This window comes from Parabacteroides sp. merdae-related_45_40, from assembly GCF_001915675.1.
On the sequence record NZ_MNQY01000030.1, the window covers coordinates 85,736 to 108,368 of the forward strand.

Here is a 22,633-nt window from a genome sequence, read left to right on the forward strand (position 1 = left end):
ACTGTGTGGACTGAAAAGGATATGATATATTTGCCTCCTATGATTAAACTTGAATATCTAAAAAAGATACGTGTTCGTTGGATTATATTGGCGATTTTTCTTGTCGCAATATGGATCGTGATGGGAAATCCCAGATTAGGCGAATGGTATTCCCGTTCGATTTATCCATGGGTATCGGGTATGCTATCTCGTTTCTCCTGCTTGTTCCCTTTTTCCGTAGGGGATTGTTTTATTTATGGTAGCATCGCCGGGTTATTAGGGTATCTGTCGTATGCGATTATAAGGAGGCGGAGGATCGGGAGGACAATAAGGCATGTCGTGGAATATCTGGCATGGGTGTATGTCTGGTTCTATATCGCTTGGGGATTGAATTATTTCCGGGAAGATTTTTTCACTCGTACGCGAACCACTTATGTGCCTTTTTCCTCGGAACATTTCCAATCCTTCTTGGATGCCTACACGGATTCCCTGAACGCCTCATGGGTTCCGATAGAGACGATCGATCGGGAGGTCGTGAAAGAGGCGGTGCAGGAAGGATATCGGGAATTGCCTACTCGTTTCGGGCTTACCACTCCCGGAACCTATCTTCATCCTAAAACGATGCTGTTCTCCCGGTTGATGAGTGGAGTAGGGGTGATGGGATATATGGGGCCGTTTTTTACGGAGTTCAATTTGAACGGCCAGCTCTTGCCCGTGCAATATCCCGCCACCTACGCCCATGAGATGGCTCATGTGCTTAGTATATCCAACGAGGCCGAGGCTAATCTATACAGTTATTTAATATGCACGGGTTCTTCCGTGCCGGAAATCCGGTTCTCTGGTTACTTCTCTTTGCTGCCTTATGCGCTGAGTAACGCATATGTGGCTTTGGATAAGGACGCTTTTGAGGCATGGAAGAAAAGATTACGCCCCGAGATCAAGGACTTGTATAACGAGAAAGTCGCCTATTGGCAATCCTTATACAGCCCGTTGATCGGCGAGGCACAAGACGTGGTCTATAATCTTTTCCTGAAAGGCAATAAGATACCTACTGGAACCGCTAATTATTCGGAGGTGATCGCCTTATTGATCGCCTTGGAAGGAGAATGATTTATTCATCATTTAACTTCCTCCAAATAAAGCACCCGGCTCGAGTAATCATTCTGTTTGTGATAATCGACAATGTGATTATAAGGGATTTCCAGTCCGTTCGCCATGAGATATTCTCCGGTGAAAGCTTTACCCTCGAAGGCCAGAGGCTCGTTGTCGATCCGGTTCAGTTCGCAGACTCTGTATTTCTTGTCTGGGGATAATCCGTTCATCTTTACACGGGGTAAATGTTGGTTGACAAAATGCTCGGTCTTCCACCAATAAAATACGGCTTTGTCTTTCTCCGGTGAAGTGTACATCAAGGAAGCTACTCCCAAACGATCGTACGGAGAAACCAGACGGTAGATATCGCCGAATTGCACGACGGGACGGATCGTCTTATAATCGGCGATCGCCTTGCGGCAAAGTGTTTTCTCTTCTTCTGTCATATTCTTGGGTTGGATCTCCATGCCCAAACGGCCGCTCATCGCTACGTCGATCCGATATTTTAGGGGAATGACCCGGAATGTTTGATGGTTGGGGGCGGCGCTGATGTGTGAGGCCATGGCGATAGCCGGGAAAAAATAAGAAGTACCCCATTGCATATAGATACGCTGTAAGGCATCGGTATTGTCGCTTACCCAAAACTCATCGAAGTAAGGCATGACACCGTAATTTGCCCGGCCTCCACCGCTGGCGCAAGCCTGTAGGGTTAAATCCGGGTATTTGGCTCGGATACGCTCACAGACTTTCTTGAATCCTTCGTGATATTCGATATACATATGGCTTTGCTGATCCGAAGGCAGATATTGGGAGCCATGGTTCAGGATGCTCATATTGGCGTCCCATTTGATATAATCGATCTCCGGGTATGTTGTCATCAAGTTGTCGACGATACCGAATATGAAGTCTTGCACCTCGGGATTGGAGAGATCAAGAACGACCTGTGTACCGCCACGCCCCAGGACGATTTCCCTGTTTGGAGCTTTCAATACCCATTCCGGATGCTTCTCGTACAATTCGCTTGTCGTGTTGGCCATTTCCGGCTCGATCCAGATACCGAATTTAATACCATGCTTGTTGGCGTCGGCGATCAGGCCCTCGATGCCTCTTGGTAGTTTTCGGGCATCAACCATCCAATCCCCTAAGGACGAGTTATCTTTATTACGAGGATATTTATCGCCAAACCAGCCGTCGTCCATGACGAACAACTCGCCGCCCATAGACTGGATATCACTCATCATTTGGTCCATACCTTCTTGATTGATATCGAAATATACACCTTCCCAACTGTTTAGTAAGATTTTCCGGGCGGTCGCTCCATTCGCTATCTTATGTTTGCGTGCCCATGCGTGGAAATTTCGGCTGCTTCCGCTTAAGCCGTCCTTACTGTAAGTCAGCGCCAATTCCGGTGTACGGAAACTTTCTTTGGCTTTGAGGGTGTAAGCCGAGTTCTCCTCGTTTATTCCCGCGAAGAAATGGTGATAGTCGCTATCATCCGTATCGAAGAATAATTTGTAGTTACCGCTATAGCATAGGGCGGCGCCAATAACGGAACCGGTGTTTTCCTTTGGTTTTCCGTCTAGGGAGATCATCACTTCGGCGTGGGCGGTATGGGAGTTGCGGATACCATCCTTGTTTTTTATCATCTTGATGCCCGGTCGTAACGGTTCTTGTGCCAATTGAGCCTCGTTTGCCCATGAGCCGTATAAGTGGGAAACCCATACGTCTCCTTTCCGGATCGGCAGATAAGCGGAAGCGAAACGATTGAGGGTGATCGCTTTTTTCTCCTCATGCGTGATCTCTGTCCAAGTCTCGATGATATCGGCGTCCGGATAGGTTCTGTAACAGAGATTCATATAAAAAGGATACACTTTATCTTTTAATCGGATCGTTGTGATATCTGCCGTTTGCTCTTTTCGTGTATCTACTTTTATGACTTCCAGTTGAAGGGTCATATTCCCGTCGCCATGGGTAACGGACAATGCGCTTTCGGAGGGGCAATTCAAGCCGTAGACCGGATAAGCGGAAAATGTTTTCTGCTCGGTCTCGAGCAAGGTAGCCGCATCGGAAGTGGATAACTTGTCTCCATAGTAGATGAATCTTACCTCTCCGCCGACAGGTGCGTCTAGCAATAATGAGGTATTCCTCGTGGAAATCAATACGTCTTGTGCCCATAAACTAGTGGTCAATAGGAAGGCGCAACATAAATAACCGAATTTACTCTTAATGTTCATTTTATTAGTAGGTGTTAGATTTAAATTCAGGGGCAAAAGTAGGAGAGAGCCGGTAGGTTTCCTAATAGGATTTTATCAGATACTGTTACTTTTCTGCTTTAACTAAAATTTGTTTCACGCAGAAGAAACCTGTGCTTTCATTAATGAAAATTCCATATTGTCTAATTCGAAAGAAATCACTAACTTTGCGGCAATTTTTTAGAAGCAAGATAAATACATCGCGATATGAGTAAGAAATTTACCGAATATTCTAAGTTTGACTTGTCGAACGTAAATAAAGAGGTGCTGAAGAAATGGAAGGATGGAGACATCTTCCATAAGAGTCTTGAAACAAGAGAGGGACATCCTACATTCGTATTCTACGAGGGTCCTCCATCCGCAAACGGTATGCCGGGTATTCACCATGTTATCGCCCGTTCGATTAAGGATATTTTCTGCCGCTATAAAACCATGAAGGGATTCTTGGTGAATCGTAAGGCGGGTTGGGATACACACGGTCTGCCTGTCGAGTTGGGCGTGGAGAAGGCTTTGGGCATCACGAAGGAAGATATCGGTAAGAAGATTTCTGTCGCTGAGTATAACGCCGCTTGCCGTAAGGACGTGATGAAGTTCACGAAAGAGTGGGAGGATCTGACGCAGAAGATGGGTTATTGGGTGGATATGGAGAATCCGTATATCACGTATGATAACCGCTATATCGAGACCTTGTGGTATCTATTGAAAGAGCTTTATAAGAAAGGTCTTTTATATAAAGGCTATACGATCCAACCGTATTCTCCCGCTGCGGGTACGGGCTTGAGCACGCACGAGTTGAACCAACCAGGCTGTTATCGTGACGTGAAGGATACGACTTGTACGGCACAGTTCCATATATTGGACCCGAAACCGGAGATGGCACAATTCGGCGATCCTTATTTCTTGGCATGGACAACGACTCCTTGGACGTTGCCTTCCAATACGGCGCTTTGCGTAGGCCCGAATATTACTTATCTGGCTGTACAGACTTATAATCCTTACACGGGTATCCCGATGACTGCTGTTATAGCGAAAGATTTATTGTCTGCTTATTTCAATCCGAAAGCTGCGGAGCTTTCTTTGTCTGATTACAAACCGGGTGACAAGCTGGTTCCTTTCAGCGTAGTAGGTGAGTGGAAGGGTTCCGAGTTGGCCGGTATGAAATATGAGCAATTGATCCCATGGGTAAATCCGGGTGAAGGTGCATTCCGTGTGATCACGGGTGATTTCGTTACGACAGAGGATGGTACGGGTATCGTACATATCGCGCCGACGTTTGGTGCGGACGATAACCGTGTGGCGAAAACATTCGGGGTTCCTCCTTTGATGATGCAGGATAAGGATGGAAATATGCGCCCTATGGTGGATATGACCGGTAAGTTCTATAAGCTGGAAGACTTGGCTCCGGAGTTTGTACAAAATTGTATGAACGCTTCTGATTATGATCCATGGCAAGGAAAATTCGTGAAGAACGCTTACGATGATACGAAGACGGATAAAGATGAGACGTTAGATATAGAGATCTGCATGATGCTGAAGGCCCAGAACCGGGTGTTCAAGATCGAGAAGCATGTCCACAATTACCCGCATTGTTGGCGTACTGATAAGCCGGTATTGTATTATCCGTTGGATAGCTGGTTTATCCGCACGACCGCTTGCCGTGAGCGCATGATCGAGTTGAACAATACGATCAACTGGAAACCGCAGAGCACGGGTACGGGACGTTTCGGCAAATGGCTGGAGAACTTGCAAGACTGGAACTTGAGCCGCAGCCGTTATTGGGGTACTCCGTTACCGATCTGGCGTACGGAAGATGGTAGCGAGGAGAAGTGTATCGGTTCCGTGGTAGAGCTGTTCGGCGAGATCGAGAAATCGGTGAAGGCCGGCTTTATGGAGTCTAACCCTTATAAGGACTTCGCTCCGGGAGATTATACGAAGGAAAACTACGAGAAGATCGATTTGCACCGTCCGTATGTGGATGATATTATCTTGGTTTCCGCTTCCGGCAAGCCGATGAAGCGTGAGACAGACTTGATCGACGTATGGTTCGATTCCGGCGCTATGCCTTATGCCCAGATCCACTATCCGTTCGAGAACTTGAAGGAGTTCGATAATCGTCAGATCTATCCGGCTGACTTTATCGCTGAGGGTGTTGACCAGACACGTGGTTGGTTCTTTACCCTGCATGCTCTGGGCACCATGATCTTTGATAGCGTGGCTTACAAGGCTGTCGTGTCTAACGGTCTGGTATTGGATAAGAACGGAAACAAGATGTCTAAACGCTTGGGCAACGCTGTTGATCCATTCTCTACGATCGAGAAGTATGGTTCGGACCCGTTGCGTTGGTACATGATCACGAACGCTTCACCATGGGATAATATTAAGTTTGATATCGATGGTATCGAGGAAGTTCGCCGTAAGTTCTTTGGTACATTATATAATACGTATTCATTCTTTGCTTTGTACGCGAACGTGGATGGCTTCGACTACTCCGATCCGGATGTGGAATGGAGCAAGCGTCCGGAGATTGACCGTTGGATCCTTTCTCTGTTGAACAGCTTGGTGAAGGATGTGGATGGCTACTTGGAGGCTTACGAGCCGACTCGTGCCGGACGTGCTATCTCTGATTTCGTAAATGATAACTTGAGTAACTGGTATGTGCGTTTGAACCGCCGCCGTTTCTGGGGTGGTGGTATGACGGAGGATAAGTTGTCCGCTTACCAGACTTTATATACTTGCTTGGAGACAGTGGCTAAGTTGATGGCTCCGATCGCTCCGTTCTATGCCGATCAGTTATTCTTGGACTTGGTCGCTGTTACGGGACGTGAGAACGTTGAGTCCGTACACTTGTCTGATTTCCCGGTTTACGACGAGTCTAAGATCGACAAGAATTTGGAAGAACGTATGCAAATGGCTCAAGATGTTTCTTCTATGGTATTGGCTCTTCGCCGCAAGGTGAATATCAAGGTTCGCCAGCCGTTGCATACGGTAATGATTCCGGTTGTAGACGCTCATCAACAAGAGAGTATCGAGGCCGTGAAGAACCTTATCTTGAACGAGGTGAACGTGAAGGAGCTGAAGTTCGTGGATAATACGGCAGGTATCTTGGTGAAGAAGATCAAACCGGACTTTAAGAAGTTGGGCCCGCGCTACGGAAAGATCATGAAGGCGTTGGCCGCCACGATTCAATCGATGAGCCAAGAAGATATCAACGCTTTCGAGAAAGCCGGAACGTTTACCTTGATGGTAGATGGACAGGAGGCCGTTTTGGAGCGTACGGATGTAGAGATCATCTCTGAGGATATCCCGGGTTGGTTGGTCGCTAATGAAGGTCGCTTGACAGTCGCTTTGGATATTACCGTAACCGAGGATTTGCGTAAGGAGGGGCTGGCCCGTGAGTTGGTGAATCGTATCCAAAACTTGCGTAAGAGCAGCGGTTTCGATATAACGGATAAGATCCATGTATCCATTCTTTCTTGCGAGGAGATGGATGAGGCGATCCATGATTATAAGGATTATATCGCTAACCAAGTATTGGCGGAATCTATCGAAATCATGGATAATGCGATCAGCGACGCTACGGAACTCGATTTCGAGGACTTTAAATTGTCCGTAAAGATCGAGAAAGCTTAAAAATAGAATAGCATTTCTTGCGGAAGAATTAGGAATGAAATATAGGAAAATCGATAATTATATTATCTTTGCATGCAAAGAAGAAATAATATGATTTTATATTCATTCTTAATTCTTCTTTTTGATTGATATTTGAACGATTGTTGAACCTAAATTTTTTTAGAACCATGGCAGAGAAGACAAGATATTCAGACGCTGAGCTCGAGGAGTTCCGCGCTATTATATTAGAGAAACTGGAAATCGCGAAGAGGGATTACGAGCTTTTGCGATCAGGGGTTACGAATTCCGACGGTAACGACGTGGCTGATACGTCTCCTACATTCAAGGTGCTGGAGGAAGGCGCTTCTACGTTATCGAAGGAAGAGGCGGGCCGTTTGGCGCAACGCCAGATGAAATTCATCCAGAATTTGCAGGCCGCTTTGATCCGTATCGAGAATAAGACCTACGGTATTTGCCGGGAGACTGGTAAATTGATCCCGAAAGAAAGGCTACGTGCCGTGCCTCATGCGACTTTAAGTATCGAAGCAAAACAAGGAGGTGCAAAGTAAATGAGATATTCTAAAGGTTGGGGAGCAGTGTTAATCATAATACTGCTCCTTCTTCTTGACCAAGCGCTGAAAATATGGATTAAGACCCACATGCAGTTGCATGAGAGTATAGAGATAACTCCGTGGTTTTATCTCTATTTTACCGAGAATCCGGGTATGGCATTCGGTATAGAGGTGATTGGGAAATTATTCCTTTCCGTATTCCGTATCGTGGCTGTATTGTTTATCGGATATTATTTGTATAAGCTGGTTAAAGAAAATTATAAATTCGGTTTTATTGCCTGTATATCTTTGGTTTTCGCGGGGGCGGTGGGAAATATAATCGACTCGATATTCTATGGCGTGATCTTCGACCATAGTTTCGGGCAACTTGCTACTTTTATGCCGGAGGGAGGTGGTTATGCCTCTTGGCTGCATGGTAAGGTGGTGGATATGTTCTATTTCCCATTGATAGAGACCGTATTCCCTGATTGGGTTCCGATCTGGGGTGGACAGGAGTTCGTTTTCTTCCGTCCGATCTTTAATTTGGCGGACTCGGCGATTTGCGTGGGAGTTTTCCTTTTGTTAATATTTTATCGGCATACTTTGTCGGCTAGCCTTTCGAAAGAAGAGAAATAAATGCGGAGAAAATTACGGATATATGGTATGGCTTTATTAGCCACGACGTTGCTGGCGGCATGTAGTAAGGTTCCGGATGGTATTCTGTCGGAGAAAAAGATGCAGGGTGTCTTGACGGATATGTTGCTGGCTGAGGCCATGGTAAATGTGGATTATAATACTTATAAATCCGATACCATGAAGCTTGCCTTGTATGAGTCTGTATTCCGTAAGCATGATATTACACAAGCGGTGTATGATAGCTCGTTGGTGTGGTACGGCCGTAACTTGGATATTTATATGGAGGTCTACAACCGGGTCTTGGCCGATCTTAATAAACGGATCAATAACTTAGGGGATGTGCAGGCGGACGCTGCGCCGGTATCGAACCGGGATTCTGTGGATATTTGGCCTCGCCGTTCTTATCTGGTCTTGTCTCCTACCTCTGTATTTAATGGGGTGACTTTCGATATACGTCCGGAAACGAATTATTCCTCGGGCAGTAGTTTCGTGCTGGGCATGCGTGTCTGGGGATTGAATAACAAAATGGCTTATAAGCCGGAGGTACGTTTAAGCGCAGACCAAGGTGATACGACCTTGACGGTGAATAGTAAGATCACGAAAGATGGATATCACGAGACGATCTTGAAGACTATACCAACTAAGAAAGTAAAGCGTGTGTTTGGATATATCCGTATGGATAATATGGATACGACTTATTATAAGGTGTATATAGATAGCTTAAGCTTGATGAAATATAACTATGGTAAGGAGCTTGCCGAATTACCTAAGGATTCTATTAAGTAATCTCTCTATTTGTTTATTGTACTTATGAGAAGAATTGCCGCTCATTACGTTTGGTGTAAGCAGGTTTATCGTATGCATTATATCGAACTGGATGATAATGGTGTGTTTCATGGTGTTTACCCGTTGAATGAGGAGATAGCTGGAACCGCTTTTTATGATGGAGTGCTGGTGCCGGTTCTTTCCTCGGAACCGGCGATTGGTTTTAAGCAGGTGATGGGATCTTGGCCGGTGTTAACTGAAAAGATTACGCCGGGTTGTTCAGTCCATATATATCGTTTAAGCGGGATTCCCTTGGCGTCTGCGAAACTCGGCACAGACCACGGCTGTAGCGATGGCCACATTGAGAGACTCTGAGGTGTCTCTTCCTTCCGGATAGTTCGGGATATACAATTTTTCGTTTACAAAAGCCTCGATGGCGGGACGTATTCCATTTCCTTCATTACCCATTATCAAGATACCGTTTCCGGATAAGGTTTTCTCATATAAGTTTTCTCCGCCAAGGAAGGTGCCGTATAAAGGTATGGCTTGGGCAGATTGGGCCTGTAAGAACGTTTCCAGATCGGTGTAATGTATTTTTACGTGGGCGAGCGCACCCATAGTGGCTTGTACGGTTTTTGGACTGAAAACATCGGCGGTATCTTTGCTGCATACGATATGGGAAATACCGAACCAGTCCGCTAACCGGATGATCGTACCTAAGTTGCCCGGATCTTGGATTCCGTCTAATGCGAGAACAAGCTCCTTTTCCGGCGTTATTTCCGTTATATCCCAATTGGGGCGTTTAAAGATTGCGAGTACATCTTGGGGATTTTTCAGGAAACTGGCTTTACGAATATCATCTTCTTCCGCTACCAATAACTCCTTGGCCGGAATATCGCCTTGTGTAGCCATCCAAGATGGCTTGGCTATTAATAACTCACATTCAAAGGCCGGTAACATATCGGCTACCAATTTATTTCCTTCGGCTACAAAAACATTATTTTCATTCCGGAATTTCTTTAATTCCAGAGAACGGATGTATTTGACTTTGGTCTTGCTTAGCATCTTAGTTCTTTTTACAAAACAAAAGTACGGTAAATTCTTTAAATTCCAGTACATTCGCGATCGTAAAAAGCTTGGAATGATGAATCGATCTCTACGTATATGCTATTTTATCTGTATCGTACTACTGCTAGCCTCTTGTAGTACGACCAAGTTTGTGCCGGATGGGGAATATTTGCTGGATAAGGTGGAGATCGTGTCGGATAACAAGGATTATAAGTCTGCGGATTTAAAATCTTATCTTAGGCAGCAACCAAACTTCAAGGTGTTTGGTCTGATGAAGTGGCAGTTGTTTGTCTATGATTGGTCTGGTAAGAATGAGAAGAAATGGATCAATAAACAGTTACGTAGGATTGGTGAGCCTCCCGTGGTGCTGGATACGATGTTGGTGGAACAGTCCGCCATGGAACTAGAGCGTTTTTACATTAATAAAGGGTATGTCCATGCGGATGTATCAACGACGATCGATACGACACGCCATAAGAAAGCGGTTGTAACTTACCATATAAAGGCGAACGATCCATATAGGATACGCAATTACACGATGAAGTTCCCCGATCCGAAAATTGATAGTTTGGCACATCTGAAAGCGCCTCGCCGCTCTCCCTTAGCTTCTGCGTTCCGGTCCTCACAGGAAGAGTATAACCAATTAGTTAAGGAAGGAACTTTATTTGACCGGGATATATTGGACAAGGAGCGGGAGCGTATTACGACCTTACTTCGCTGGAACGGGTATTATGGTTTTAATCGGGATTATTTAGGATATATCGCTGATAGTTCTTTTAACCAAAATGTCGTGGATCTTGATATGTCCATGAAACCTTATCGGAAGGTGTTGCCCAATGGGTCGGTAGAGGATCAGCCGCATCGTCAGTATTATATTAAGGATGTAACGGTCTTAACCGATTATAATCCGATGGGGGTAGGAGAGGACGCTAGTTTCATGGCTACAGATACGATGCTCAGCGCAGGGGTGAATATCGTATATGGCCGGAACGGGAAGAGTATCCGTCCGAGCGTGCTCCGGAGGAGTACTTATATTCGTCCGGGGCAATTATTTAGTGAGAAGAATATAGAGCAGACCTATTCAGCGTTCGCTTCTCTAAGGGCTTTGAGGAATGTAAATATACGTTTTACGGAAGTAGAGGAGCGGGATACGATGAAGTTGGATTGTTACATTCTCACTTCTCCTGCGAAGATAAATACGGTGGGAGTGGATTTGGAAGGTACTAACTCGGCGGGTGATTATGGGTTTGCCTCCAGCTTGAATTATCAGCATAGGAATATCTTCCGAGGATCGGAGCTATTCTCGGCGAGGGTGAGAGGGGCTTACGAGGCGTTATCCGGAAATAAGGCGAATGGCTTTGGTAATTACTGGGAGTTAGGTGCGGAAGGGTCCTTGCTGTTTCCTCGTTTCTTGTTCCCATTCTTGAGTTCGGATTTTCGTAGGCGGCTACGTGCGTCAACTGAAGCGAAAATAAGTTACAACCTGCAAAAACGTCCGGAGTATACGAGGGCGATTCTATCTGGTGGTTGGAGTTATATTTGGCAAGATCGGGGCAATACACAGGCACGCCATACCTTTAAGCTTGTAGACTTGAATTATGTGTATTTGCCGGATAAGAATATGGACTTTATCAATAGCTTGCCGGATTATATGGTGTTGTATAACTATACGAACCATTTTATCATGAGTTCGGGATATACTTATTCCTTCAGTAATTATTCTCCCCAGAATCGTTTGAGAAACACGCATTCCCTACGTGCGTCGGTCGAGGTCGCAGGGAATTTGTTGAGTGCCTTTTCGCATCTTACGGGGGCGAAGAAAAATGATGACGGTTATTATGAGTTGTTTGGTACGGAATATGCGCAATATGTGAAATTGGATTTCGATTTTAGTAAAGGAATCGTGCTTGACAGTCGTAACAAGTTAGCTTTCCATATAGGAGTGGGAGTGGGGATGGCTTATGGTAACTCAAACTATTTACCTTTTGAGCGTGCTTATTTCTCGGGGGGAGCGAATAGTGTCCGGGGATGGTCTGTACGAGAGTTAGGTCCGGGTAGTATGGAAGTTGACAGCACGACTTCTTTCGCTCTTCAATCGGGGGATATCCGCTTGGATTTGAACTTGGAATATCGAACGAAACTTTTTTGGAAGTTTGAATTGGCGGCTTACATAGATGCCGGAAACATATGGACCCGGAATGTATCAGATGAACGCTATAAGGCTGGAAACTTTGATTTCTCTCGTTTTTACAAGGAGATCGCTGTTTCCTATGGTTTGGGACTTCGTTTGGACTTTGATTTCTTTCTACTACGTTTAGATACAGGCTTCAAGGCTTATAATCCTCAGGAGAAAAAGTCTAGGCGTTGGGCGATAACCCGTCCTAATTTCAAGGATAATTTCGCCTTGCATTTTGCCGTTGGTTATCCATTCTAAATTCAATATGTAAAAAAGTGTACTAAAAGTTTGCAAGGAAAAGAAAAATCCTTACCTTTGCACCACGAAAATAAGGATGGTCAGGTAGCTCAGCTGGATAGAGCAACAGCCTTCTAAGCTGTGGGTCCTGGGTTCGAATCCCAGCCCGATCACGAGGGAGACTCTTTTAGAGTCTCCCTTTTTTTGTTATAATCAGATGCCAGTTTTTTTCTTTTGCTTGTTTTGATCGTTGTTTATTGATCTTTTATGGAAAACTTTGAGTGTTATCTATCGGTTATTATATAGAAGATTTCGAGATAGAATTTCATAATTTTGTTTTTGATGGGATAAGGGCTATTAAGCAGGATTCCTGTATTTGAGATTAAACAGATTGTAAATATTTAAAAAGTAGATAAGATGGAAACATTTGACGATATCATTAAAGGGGATAAACCTGTATTGGTGGATTTTTTTGCGACATGGTGCGGCCCGTGTAAGGTGTTGAGTCCGACGGTCGAGGCATTGGGGAAGGAGTTGGCGGGACAAGTGCGTGTCCTTAAAATTGATGTAGATAAGAACGAGGCACTTGCCACACAGTTGAGGATCCAATCCGTACCCACTTTGATCATCTTTAAGAAAGGTGAGATCGTATGGCGCTCTTCCGGCGTGATGGATCACGGAAGCCTATTGCGGAAGGCGCAAAGCTATATCGATTAAAAGCCGTTCATCGGGATCAATACCGTTGGGATCAATAATAGGAATCCAAGGATCACTAGGACAAGGATGAACTTCCATGCCCATTTGAACCATTTATCGTAGGGGATACGGCTTACTCCTAGAACCGCTATCAGAACACCAGATGTGGGAGTTATCAGATTCGTGAAGCCATCGCCAAACTGAAAGGCCATGACGGTGGCTTGCTTGGATAAACCGATCAACTCCGAGAATGGGGCCATGATAGGCATGGTAAGGGCCGCTTTGGCGCTTCCGGAAGGAATAACTAAATTGATAAGCGTTTGAATAACGTACATCATCCCGACCGTAGCTACTTGTCCCAAACCTTCCATCCCTTTCGCTAGGTTAAAGAGAATCGTATCGATCACTTTACCGTCTTGCAGGATTACGATAATACCTCCAGCCAAGCCAACGACTAAGGCGGCGCTCATAATATCCTTGCAGCCCTCTAAGAATAGTTTCACAAGCTCATTCGGATCGCGTCCATTGGCAATTCCCGCCGCTATGCCCAAGGCGAAGAACAAGGTCGCTATTTCCATAATATACCAACCGTAGCCCATTACGCCTGTTATCAAGAAAAAGATCGTGAAGAATAAAAGGTTCAATATATATAAGTGCACGGTTTTCCGTAGGGTAAATATCGAGCTGATCACGAACGCTACGCTAAGAATCGGAATTAAGGGTAGTCCCTTGATTACGCTATTTCCTATTTTTAAGGATGTCTGGGGGTAATAGAACGAAAAGATAACGAGTACGATAGCCAATAGGACGAAACTGATCCATGCGGCTTTCGGGGTTCTGTATACGATTTCCAAGGAATTGGTACTATGCAAATCTCTCCAATATTGATCATCCTCATAGACTGGTGACAATTGAGGGTTCTTTTTTACCTTGGCGGCATAACGCAATATCCATGTGAAGCCTACCGCATTGATAATACACCAGCAAACGATGCGATACTCGATACCGGAGAAAAGAGGAATCCCCGCCAAGCCTTGCGCTATACCGATCGTGAAAGGGTTTAAAATCGCTCCGGCGAAACCTAATCCCGCCGCTATAAAAACCATACATACGCCAGTTATGGAATCGTACCCCATAGATATCGCCATCGGGACCAAGACCAGACAAAAAGCGATGGTCTCCTCACTCATCCCGAATACAGCCCCGAATATACTGAAAAGTAACATGATGGCGGTCAATAAGAAATTATCTATGCCTATTTTACGAAGGATAGGGTTGTTCTCCATTTTGCGTGCTTTCCGCAGGAAACTGACTGTTCCGATATCAAATGCCTTACTGTCGTTCACGATCCAGAATGCCCCGCCGATGATAAGGATAAAGACAATGATATCCGCCTTGTCCACAAATCCTTTATAAAAGGCGGAGAGTACTTCCCAAGTCTGAGGTACGCTTTCCACGGATTCATATACAACGGTTCGCTCTCCGTCCGGGCTGATACTTTCCGTATATTGCCCACCGGGAATAACCCATGTCAATATGGCGCAAAATAAGATGATGTAAAAGATAATTACGTATGTGTGGGGTATTTGTCTCTTTTTCATGATTCTGTTTTTTCGTCTTCTTCTGTTAATATTCCGATCTCGGGAAGGATAGCCCGGGCCTCACGGTCACTAAGCGTATCTACGTCTTTGAGTTTACGTTGGATGGCACGGGTACGGGTACCTAAAACCTCTTCTATTTGCCCGCTGGCGGTTTGCAAGTTCTTTTGGGCTTTCTCGAGCATACCGCCTACTTTCTCGAATTCTTTTTTCACGGCCCCTAAGATCGTCCATACCTCCCCTGAGTGCTTTTGGATCGCCAATGTACGGAAGCCCATTTGTAAACTGTTTAGTATGGCCGCTAGGGTAGTGGGACCTGTTACGACTACCTTGTAGTTTCGTTGCAAGTCCTCCAATAAAGCGGAACGGCGTACGACCTCGGCGTAAATGCCCTCGAACGGCAGGAACATAATGCCGAAATCGGTCGTGGCGGGAGGCGCCAGATATTTGTCCGAAATATCTTTAGCCATCTTCTTGATCGTTGTCTCCAATAATTTTCCGGCTGTCTCGATCGCTTGGGAATCTGCGGCATCGTAAGCGTCTAGGAGCTGTTCGTATACATCTTTCGGGAATTTAGCGTCTATGGGAAGGTATACGAATTCTCGGGCATCATCCCGCCCGGGGAGCTTGACAGCGAATTCAACGACAGCATCCGAACCTTTCCGGGTATGTACATTCGCCTCGTATTGCTCTGGTGCCAATAACTGCTCCAATAACATACTGAGTTGGATCTCCCCGATATTTCCCCGGGTCTTAACATTACTAAGTACCCGTTTTAACCCGCCTACATCCTGCGCTAAGGTTTGCATCTCGCCCAGTCCTTTTTGTACACTTTCTAATTGTTCGGTGACTAAACGGAAAGATTGCCCGATACGGTCGTTCAATGTCTTTTGAAGTTTCTCGTCTACGGTGACTCGGATTTCTTCCAGTCTTTTTTCCGTGTTATCCACTAATCTCTGCTGGCGTTCGTCCAAGGCGGCGAATTTCTCTTTCTGCAACCTGTTAAAAGAATCGATACCACGTTCGAAAGCTTCCCTGAACTCGTTCATGGAATGAGCCAGTTCTTCTCGGTTATCTTTCGCTACCAAACGGCTTTCTTCCCGGTTCAGGCGGAAGTCTTCCCTAAAGTTTTTCTCGATACGGTCGAACGAGCGTTGTATCTCGTTTAGCAACTTTTCTAGGTCTTCTTTGTTATTATTTAGCTGTTTAGGACGCAAAAGGATTTGCATCACGATGATTATAAGAAGTCCGCCGATAATAATCCAATCCATCTGTTTTTGATTTTGACGTCAAAGATAGATAATCTGTATTTTGCAACAGCAGTTAAATAGAGTTAAATAAAAGAACATTGTTTATTTTCGTTTGTTTTATCGACAGAAAGCTGCTTATATTTGTGCAGCCAACTTAAGTAAGACTATTAAATTTACATACAAAGATGGCAAAAGTAACATTAAAAGGTAACGAAATTCATACGAACGGCGAGTTGCCGAAAGTTGGGACAGAGGCTCCGGACTTCAAGGGTGTAAAAAGTGATTTATCCGAATTGTCGTTAAGCGACTTGAAAGGAAAGAAAGTGGTGATAAATGTTTTCCCGAGCTTGGATACAAGTGTATGTGCGGCCTCGGTAAGACGCTTCAATAAAGAAGCCGCTTCGCATCCGGATACGGTAGTATTAGCTGTTTCTAAAGATTTACCTTTTGCGCATGGACGTTTCTGTACTACGGAAGGTATTGATAAAGTGATTACATTGTCAGTGTTCCGGTGTTCATGTTTTGAGGATAAGTACGGGATGCTTCTGGTAGACGGTCCGCTGAAAGGGTTATTAGCCCGTGGCGTGATAGTAGTCGATGGAGCTGGTAAGGTGGTTTATGAGGAACTTGTTCCCGAGATTACTACCGAGCCGAATTACGACGCGGCTTTGGCGGCGTTGAAATAAATATAGTAGATTATTGTTTTTCATTGGTTAAAGTTAAGGGTTAGTGTAGGAGGCCGTCGGATGTGAATCCCGCGGCCTTCGTTTTTGTGTGAAGAGGCTAAAGTTTTCCTTCCAGCTCGTCGACGATTTGCCCATCGAAGAGATTGATGATACGGTCGGCGTAGGTCGCGTCATGTTGCGAGTGTGTCACCATGACGATCGTAGTCCCTTCGGCATTCAGTTGACTGAGTAATTTCATAATTTCAAGACTGTTTTTAGAGTCGAGGTTTCCAGTCGGTTCGTCCGCCAATATCAGCATCGGTTTACCTACGACGGCGCGAGCGATGGCGACACGTTGCTGCTGGCCGCCGGAGAGTTGCTGCGGATAATGTTTGGCACGTTGGCTGAGGCGTACTTTGCGCAGGATGTCGAGTACTTGTTGTTTGCGCTCAGCCTTGGGGATGCCGAGGTATTTCAATTGGAGGTCTACGTTTTCCTCGACTGTAAGCTCGTCAATGAGATTGAAGCTTTGGAACACGAAACCAATGCGTCCCTTACGATAGCGTGTACGGTCTTTCTCCTTTAGGTGTCCCACCTCTTCGCCTTCTAATAGATAGCTGCCCTCGTCCGGGTTATCTAGCAGGCCGAGAATATGCAGCAGGGTTGATTTGCCGCATCCGCTGGGTCCCATGATGGCGATGAACTCGCCCTTTTTCACTTCCATGCTTATGCCATTGAGCGCGATGGTTTCTACTTCTTCCGTCCGGAAGTTTTTGCTGAGGTTCTTTATTTGAATCATGACTTGTCTTGTTTTTGTGAGAATGTATACCTATTATAGAATGTTGCTTTTATTCGGTCCGGATACTTTTGATGGGGTTACGGCGGGCGACTTTCAAGGTTTGCCCGATGATTGACACGAAAGCGATGGCTATGGTTGCCAAAACTGCCGCGGTTATGAGATACCACGGGAAGGCGATGCGGTTATAGAACGACTCTAAACTGATTTGAACCGCTTTCACGCTGATGGGCAGGGCGAAACAGGCGGCAAGCAACGAGAGTGCCATGAATCGTTTGGAAAGTTCCCATACCGCGCCACTTGTTTCGGCTCCCATCACCTTGCACAAGGCGATCCGTTTGCTTTGCTGTTCGGTGTAGCTTATCGACATGGCCAGCAGTCCCAAGGCAGAGATGAGAATGGAGATGGTCATGAAGCAAAGGACAAGCATCAGCGTGTTCTTCTCATGGGTTAAATCCTTGTCCATATAATCGTCGATATAATCGGCTTCCAAGTCTTTCGGTATCCCGATCACTTCATTGGACACTTCCCTGCAAGTGCGGCGGATGGCGGCTAAGGCTTCCGCCCGATCGCCTTGTGTCTTGACGATTTGACGGATGATGTAGCCTTGTGGGTTCAACACCATAACGGCTCCATGCGAATCGGGTTGGGGTGTGTTCAACGCGCCCAGCGAACGATAGTTGCGGATGACACCACAGACGTTGTATCGATAGCCGCCCTTGTCGCTGTTTTTTCCAAAATGGGGTCTGCCGGATGAAAGCTGGTAACGACGGCAAGTCTCTTCCGTTACCCAAACCATGCCGGGCAGTGGGTCAGACCAACGTTCTACCACTTCGAAGCCCAACAGCCGGAATGCGGCGCTGTCCATATCCGAAAGGTGGAGCCACGAGTATCCTTCTTCTTCCGATTGCAGTACACCATCGTGACCAGTGAAGAAAGGCAGTTTTCGTGCCAATGCTACTTCTGTCACTTGGGGCAATGCCTGTAAACGTTTCTGGAGGATGACTTGCTTGTCGTAGGTGTGTCCCAAGTCCCATGTCTTGACGAATACCAGGTCTGTATTATAACCGGTCGGCAGGGTGGCAAGGTGGTATATTTGGAAGGCCATGGTGAGTCCCAAGGTGATGAGTACCGTGCTGATGATATTCTGCACGATGATGAACAAGCGGCTGAACAGTTGCTTGTTGTGCATGCGGAAATTTCCTTTTACGATATCTATCGGACTGTATTTGTAGGTGATGATGGCTGGTAACAATCCCGATATGCCGGCGATTCCTACCCATAGCAACAGCGAATAGGCTACCATCGCCGGTGAAGAGACCAAAGCGATCCGGGAGGAGAGCAAGTACTCGAAATAGGGCTTTGTGATGACGACAACTAAGCAACCGCCGATGAAACAACCGGTTGTGAAGATAGCGGACTCTGCGAGGTAGCGTAATACGATTTGCCCTGCCGAGTCACCCATCAACCGGCGGGTCGCCATTTCATGGGCTCGTTTGCTGGTTTGCGATACAGTTAGGTTGATGTAATTGAAGATAGCCGAGAGGAGCAACACGAATGCTAACGAGAACAAGATTTGTACCTGTTTCCGTGTCCCTTTACGGAAAGGGCCGTATTGGTTCAGGGGAGAGAAATAAATCTCGTCCATGCGTGTCACCGAAGAACCCCAAAAAAGCCTGTTCGTGCTGTTGTCTTCTTTCCAGTATTCCCAATAGCCTTTATACTTATCGAGTAGTTTACGGGTAACAACATCGGGAGTTACCCCTTCTTCCAACGTAATGAGTATTTGCGTTGAACCATAACTGTCCATCCATGCATAATCCTTTTCTGCCAGTTTGAAAGGAATCAAGATGTCTATCGGTTTCAACAGCTCTGTCGAGCTGAAAGCCGGGAGAACCCCAATGACCCGTAGCGGTGTCTGGTTCAAGTACATCACGGTACGGCCGATCGGATTTTCATTCCCGAATACTTTGTGGGCGAATGGCTCGGAGAGGATGACCTCGTCTGTCCCGATCAGTGCTTTGTTGCGGTCGCATCCAATGAGCGTATAGTTGAGCATCTGGAAAAAATTAGGATCTGCCGCGATGCCGTTTACTTGATAATATTGGTTGTCTATCATGAAGTCGGCCGCTTCAATATGGATCAGGCGTGTCCACTCTTTTATTTCCGGAATGGAAGGGAACAATTCCGGGGCAGTCCCGGTTGTCATACCGATCCCATCTCCATAGCCGACGGCATACAATTGGTGAGAGTATGATTGATTGTTACCGATATTAAATTCGGTGTCGGCATACGAGGTCAGAAGGATGACAACTCCCAGTGCGATAGCTAATCCGAAGAACTGGATGGCTGTGTAGAGTTTGTTGCGGCCGAGAAAGGTAAAGTACGATTTCATATTTTGCTTGTTTTTGATACAAAGGTATAGAGCGGTTGGCATCTGGCAAGGGCTTGGATGCCCGGTTGCGGTAGTTTGTATGAAAATCATACACCCGCTTGTATGATATTCATACAGCCTTTTTCCGTACCTTTATCCCCGATAAAAGAGATAAAGGAAAAACAAACGAATCGGATATGGCAAATTACGGGACAATAGTGGTGGTAGATGACAATCCGGCGATTCTTACGGCGGTCAAGATCTGCTTGGCCGGTGAGTTTGACAGGGTATTGACACTCGCTTCTCCCGACACGCTTCTTACGGTATTGGCACAAGAGGTGGTGGACGGGATTTTGCTCGACATGAACTTCACGCAAGGGGGAAACTCCGGACAAGACGGCTTGCTTTGGCTTCGGGCGATCCACAAGAAGCATCCGGCTATCCCGGTGGTACTGGTGACGGCATACGCTGATATCAAGTTGGCGGTGCGTGGTTTGAAGATGGGGGCGGCAGACTTTGTTGCCAAGCCGTGGGATAATCAAGAGCTGATCCGTGTCTTAAAAGATGCGATTGATGCCGGGCGTAAAGTGGTTCCATTGGAACAGGTCGAGGCGGAGCATGTGAGCAAGGTGGTGGAGCGTTGCCACGGCAATATCAGCCGGGCCGCCGAATTGTTGGGAATTACCCGGCAGACGTTGTATGCTAAAATAAAAAAGCGATGATGTTGATAGGCACTTTGGGAGTCGTTGTCGTTCTCTTTATCGGATGGTTCTACCACCATCAGGTATTGTTGAGAGACCGGGCGCATCTGATGCGTGAGGCGATTCGTAACCAAGAATTTACGTTTCGTCTTCCTGTGAAAGGCCTGTTCTTCGGGGAGCGGGCGTTGCAAGAGGCCCTTAACGAGACGGGTAGGGACATCGGGCGGTTGCTTGCCCGCAATGAGGTGGAATCGTGGCAACGGCTGACCCGTGTGCTTACGCATGAGATCATGAATGCCACTACGCCTATCGCCAGTATCAGCCAGGCCTATCTGGAGCATCCCGCGATTGCTGGGACGGTTTACGAGGAGGGGATCCGTGCCATTCACGATACCAGCCGGGGACTTGCCCTGTTCGTGGACAGCTACCGGAAACTGGCGGAACTGCAAGAACCTGTTATCGGAGAGGTCTATTTGAATGATTTTATGGAAGGGATCCGGGCTCTTTATCCCGATTTAGAGTGGCATCTTTCCATTCCTTTGTCTGCTACGATGTGTACGGATCAGAATATGTTGCGGCAAGTGCTGATTAATCTGATCCGGAATGCTTGCGAGGCAGGGGCTACGATGGTGGATGTGCGTTGGAAGAAGGGGTTGTGGGTCAGCAACAATGGTGCGCCTATTCCGGTGGCTATCGAACGGGAGATTTTTATTCCTTTCTTCACGACTAAAAGGACGGGTTCCGGTATCGGCTTGTCGCTTTCCCGGCAGATGATGGTGCGGCAAGGCGGGGATCTTTGTTTGGCGCAGCGCTCTGTGCCGGGTTATCAAGTGACGTTTATAATTTCTTGCGTAGGATAAATTTAGGATAGGATATGAATCGGAAAATACTTCAGCTGGCCATACCTTCTATCGTCTCCAATATAACCGTACCTTTGTTGGGCCTGGTGGATGTGGCGATCGTAGGGCATCTGGGATCGGCATCGTACATTGGGGCGATCGCCGTGGGCGGGATGCTGTTTAACATGATCTATTGGATATTCGGCTTTCTCCGGATGGGGACAAGTGGGATGACCGCCCAAGCCTATGGGAAACGGGACTTGACGGAGGTAGTCCGGACCTTGCTGCGGGCTGTCGGGGTAGGGCTTTTGATCTCCCTCGGGCTTTGGATCCTTCAATCCCCGATCTTGAGGGGTGCGTTCGTTTTGATCGACGCGACGGAGGAGGTGAAGCGATGGGCCTCTCTTTATTTTAATATCTGTATTTGGGGAGCGCCGGCCGTATTGGGTTTATATGGCTTTGCCGGTTGGTTCATCGGTATGCAGAATTCTCGTTTCCCGATGTTTATCGCTATCACGCAGAATATCGTGAATATTGCGGCCAGCCTATGTTTCGTGTTTGTGCTGGGTATGAAGGTGGAAGGCGTAGCGTTGGGAACACTGATCGCCCAATATGCGGGCCTCTTCATGGCGTTTGCTCTTTGGTTGAAATATTATGGGCGTCTGAAAGCGTATATCGATTGGGACGGTCTTTGGGATGGGGAGGCGATGCGTCGTTTCTTCTCTGTCAATAGTGATATATTTTTCCGGACCTTGTGCTTGGTCGCTGTTACCACTTTCTTTACCTCTACAGGTGCGAGACAAGGGGATGTGATATTAGCCGTAAATACCTTGTTGATGCAGTTGTTTACCTTGTTCTCTTATATAATGGATGGTTTCGCTTATGCGGGAGAGGCATTAGCCGGCCGGTTTATTGGGGCTAAAAACGATGTGGGGTTACGTAGATGCATTCGTTTATTGTTTCTATGGGGAATCGGCCTCTCTTTATCATTCACGATTCTTTATGCGTTTTTGGGGAGGGATTTTCTGGGGCTGTTGACGAACGATACCTCGGTCATTAAGGCTTCCGGGGATTATTTCTATTGGGTATTGGCGATCCCTTTATGTGGATTCTCCGCTTTCCTTTGGGACGGTATCTTTATCGGGGCCACGGCTACACGCCAGATGCTTTGCTCGATGCTTGTGGCCTCGGCTACTTTCTTTATTATTTATTACCTGTTTTATCGATCGATGGGAAATCATGCGTTATGGATGGCTTTCCTTGGATATCTCTCCTTGCGAGGTGGTATGCAATGGATACTTTGGCGATATAGGAAAATTACAATGCCCATTATAAGCAACTGACAATGC

The 22,633-nt window shown here is 46.4% G+C and carries 17 protein-coding genes and 1 tRNA gene; 12 read left to right on the forward strand and 6 right to left on the reverse strand.

The genetic code is table 11. The features are described 5' to 3' along the window. Window positions 1–39 precede the first annotated feature (39 nt). On the forward strand, window positions 40–1,089 hold the full coding sequence (locus tag BHV83_RS01395; RefSeq protein ID WP_008778516.1) for a DUF3810 domain-containing protein: 1,050 nt from the start codon (window positions 40–42) through the stop codon (window positions 1,087–1,089). An 8-nt stretch (window positions 1,090–1,097) separates the two neighbouring features. On the opposite strand, the gene BHV83_RS01400 is transcribed toward BHV83_RS01395, so the two are convergent. Further along, on the reverse strand, window positions 1,098–3,305 hold the full coding sequence (locus BHV83_RS01400) for an alpha-galactosidase (RefSeq protein WP_048927734.1): 2,208 nt from the start codon (window positions 3,303–3,305) through the stop codon (window positions 1,098–1,100). A gap of 225 nt (window positions 3,306–3,530) precedes the next feature. Between BHV83_RS01400 and ileS the strand changes: the two genes are divergently transcribed. The 4 genes from ileS to BHV83_RS01420 all read left to right on the forward strand — a co-directional run bounded on the left by ileS (window position 3,531) and on the right by BHV83_RS01420 (window position 8,905). Further along, window positions 3,531–6,953: an isoleucine--tRNA ligase gene (gene ileS / locus BHV83_RS01405; protein ID WP_005865260.1), complete on the forward strand. Its 3,423-nt coding sequence runs from the start codon at window positions 3,531–3,533 to the stop codon at window positions 6,951–6,953. Between the two features lie 167 nt (window positions 6,954–7,120). Beyond that, on the forward strand, window positions 7,121–7,501 hold the full coding sequence (locus BHV83_RS01410) for a TraR/DksA family transcriptional regulator (protein ID WP_005855535.1): 381 nt from the start codon (window positions 7,121–7,123) through the stop codon (window positions 7,499–7,501). Beyond that, window positions 7,502–8,119, forward strand: coding sequence for a lipoprotein signal peptidase (locus BHV83_RS01415; RefSeq protein WP_005865261.1), 618 nt, complete (start codon window positions 7,502–7,504; stop codon window positions 8,117–8,119). It begins immediately after the preceding gene. Next, entirely contained in the window at window positions 8,120–8,905 is a 786-nt protein-coding gene (locus BHV83_RS01420) for a DUF4296 domain-containing protein (protein WP_008771662.1), read from the forward strand. Window positions 8,906–9,181: 276 nt separating this feature from the next. Here BHV83_RS01420 and BHV83_RS01425 read toward each other — a convergent pair whose 3' ends face one another. Continuing rightward, complete coding sequence (locus tag BHV83_RS01425) at window positions 9,182–9,949, reverse strand: TrmH family RNA methyltransferase (protein ID WP_005855539.1); 768 nt, start codon at window positions 9,947–9,949, stop codon at window positions 9,182–9,184. Between the two features lie 76 nt (window positions 9,950–10,025). Between BHV83_RS01425 and tamL the strand changes: the two genes are divergently transcribed. The 3 genes from tamL to trxA all read left to right on the forward strand — a co-directional run bounded on the left by tamL (window position 10,026) and on the right by trxA (window position 13,082). Continuing rightward, on the forward strand, window positions 10,026–12,386 hold the full coding sequence (gene tamL / locus BHV83_RS01430; RefSeq protein ID WP_005865267.1) for a translocation and assembly module lipoprotein TamL: 2,361 nt from the start codon (window positions 10,026–10,028) through the stop codon (window positions 12,384–12,386). 78 nt (window positions 12,387–12,464) lie between these two features. Further along, window positions 12,465–12,538: transfer RNA gene (locus tag BHV83_RS01435), tRNA-Arg, on the forward strand. Window positions 12,539–12,782: 244 nt separating this feature from the next. Beyond that, window positions 12,783–13,082 (forward strand): thioredoxin, encoded by a 300-nt coding sequence (gene trxA / locus BHV83_RS01440; protein ID WP_005855547.1) that lies wholly within the window; start codon window positions 12,783–12,785, stop codon window positions 13,080–13,082. Here trxA and BHV83_RS01445 read toward each other — a convergent pair. Further along, window positions 13,079–14,662 (reverse strand): YfcC family protein, encoded by a 1,584-nt coding sequence (locus tag BHV83_RS01445; RefSeq protein ID WP_122144509.1) that lies wholly within the window; start codon window positions 14,660–14,662, stop codon window positions 13,079–13,081. The two genes, trxA and BHV83_RS01445, sit on opposite strands and share 4 nt — an antisense overlap. Further along, window positions 14,659–15,930, reverse strand: coding sequence for a DNA recombination protein RmuC (locus tag BHV83_RS01450; protein WP_057319752.1), 1,272 nt, complete (start codon window positions 15,928–15,930; stop codon window positions 14,659–14,661). Before BHV83_RS01450 ends, BHV83_RS01445 begins: the two co-directional genes overlap by 4 nt. 164 nt (window positions 15,931–16,094) lie before the next feature. Here BHV83_RS01450 and tpx point away from each other — a divergent pair, with 164 nt between their 5' ends. Beyond that, window positions 16,095–16,595 (forward strand): thiol peroxidase, encoded by a 501-nt coding sequence (gene tpx / locus BHV83_RS01455; protein ID WP_005865275.1) that lies wholly within the window; start codon window positions 16,095–16,097, stop codon window positions 16,593–16,595. Between the two features lie 97 nt (window positions 16,596–16,692). On the opposite strand, the gene BHV83_RS01460 is transcribed toward tpx, so the two are convergent. Further along, window positions 16,693–17,373, reverse strand: coding sequence for an ABC transporter ATP-binding protein (locus BHV83_RS01460; RefSeq protein ID WP_005865277.1), 681 nt, complete (start codon window positions 17,371–17,373; stop codon window positions 16,693–16,695). Between the two features lie 49 nt (window positions 17,374–17,422). Continuing rightward, the gene (locus BHV83_RS01465) at window positions 17,423–19,765 is read right to left on the reverse strand and encodes an ABC transporter permease (protein ID WP_286755613.1); all 2,343 of its coding nucleotides are present in this window, start codon (window positions 19,763–19,765) and stop codon (window positions 17,423–17,425) included. Between the two features lie 176 nt (window positions 19,766–19,941). Between BHV83_RS01465 and BHV83_RS01470 the strand changes: the two genes are divergently transcribed. The 3 genes from BHV83_RS01470 to BHV83_RS01480 are packed head-to-tail and all read left to right on the forward strand — an operon-like array spanning window position 19,942 to window position 22,627. After that, window positions 19,942–20,466 carry a response regulator gene (locus BHV83_RS01470; protein WP_057327320.1) on the forward strand — a complete coding sequence of 175 codons (525 nt, stop codon included), beginning with the start codon at window positions 19,942–19,944 and terminating at the stop codon, window positions 20,464–20,466. Further along, the gene (locus BHV83_RS01475) at window positions 20,463–21,305 is read left to right on the forward strand and encodes a sensor histidine kinase (protein WP_121962384.1); all 843 of its coding nucleotides are present in this window, start codon (window positions 20,463–20,465) and stop codon (window positions 21,303–21,305) included. Before BHV83_RS01470 ends, BHV83_RS01475 begins: the two co-directional genes overlap by 4 nt. Window positions 21,306–21,319: 14 nt before the next feature. Beyond that, window positions 21,320–22,627: an MATE family efflux transporter gene (locus BHV83_RS01480; protein WP_286755618.1), complete on the forward strand. Its 1,308-nt coding sequence runs from the start codon at window positions 21,320–21,322 to the stop codon at window positions 22,625–22,627. Window positions 22,628–22,633: the final 6 nt, after the last annotated feature.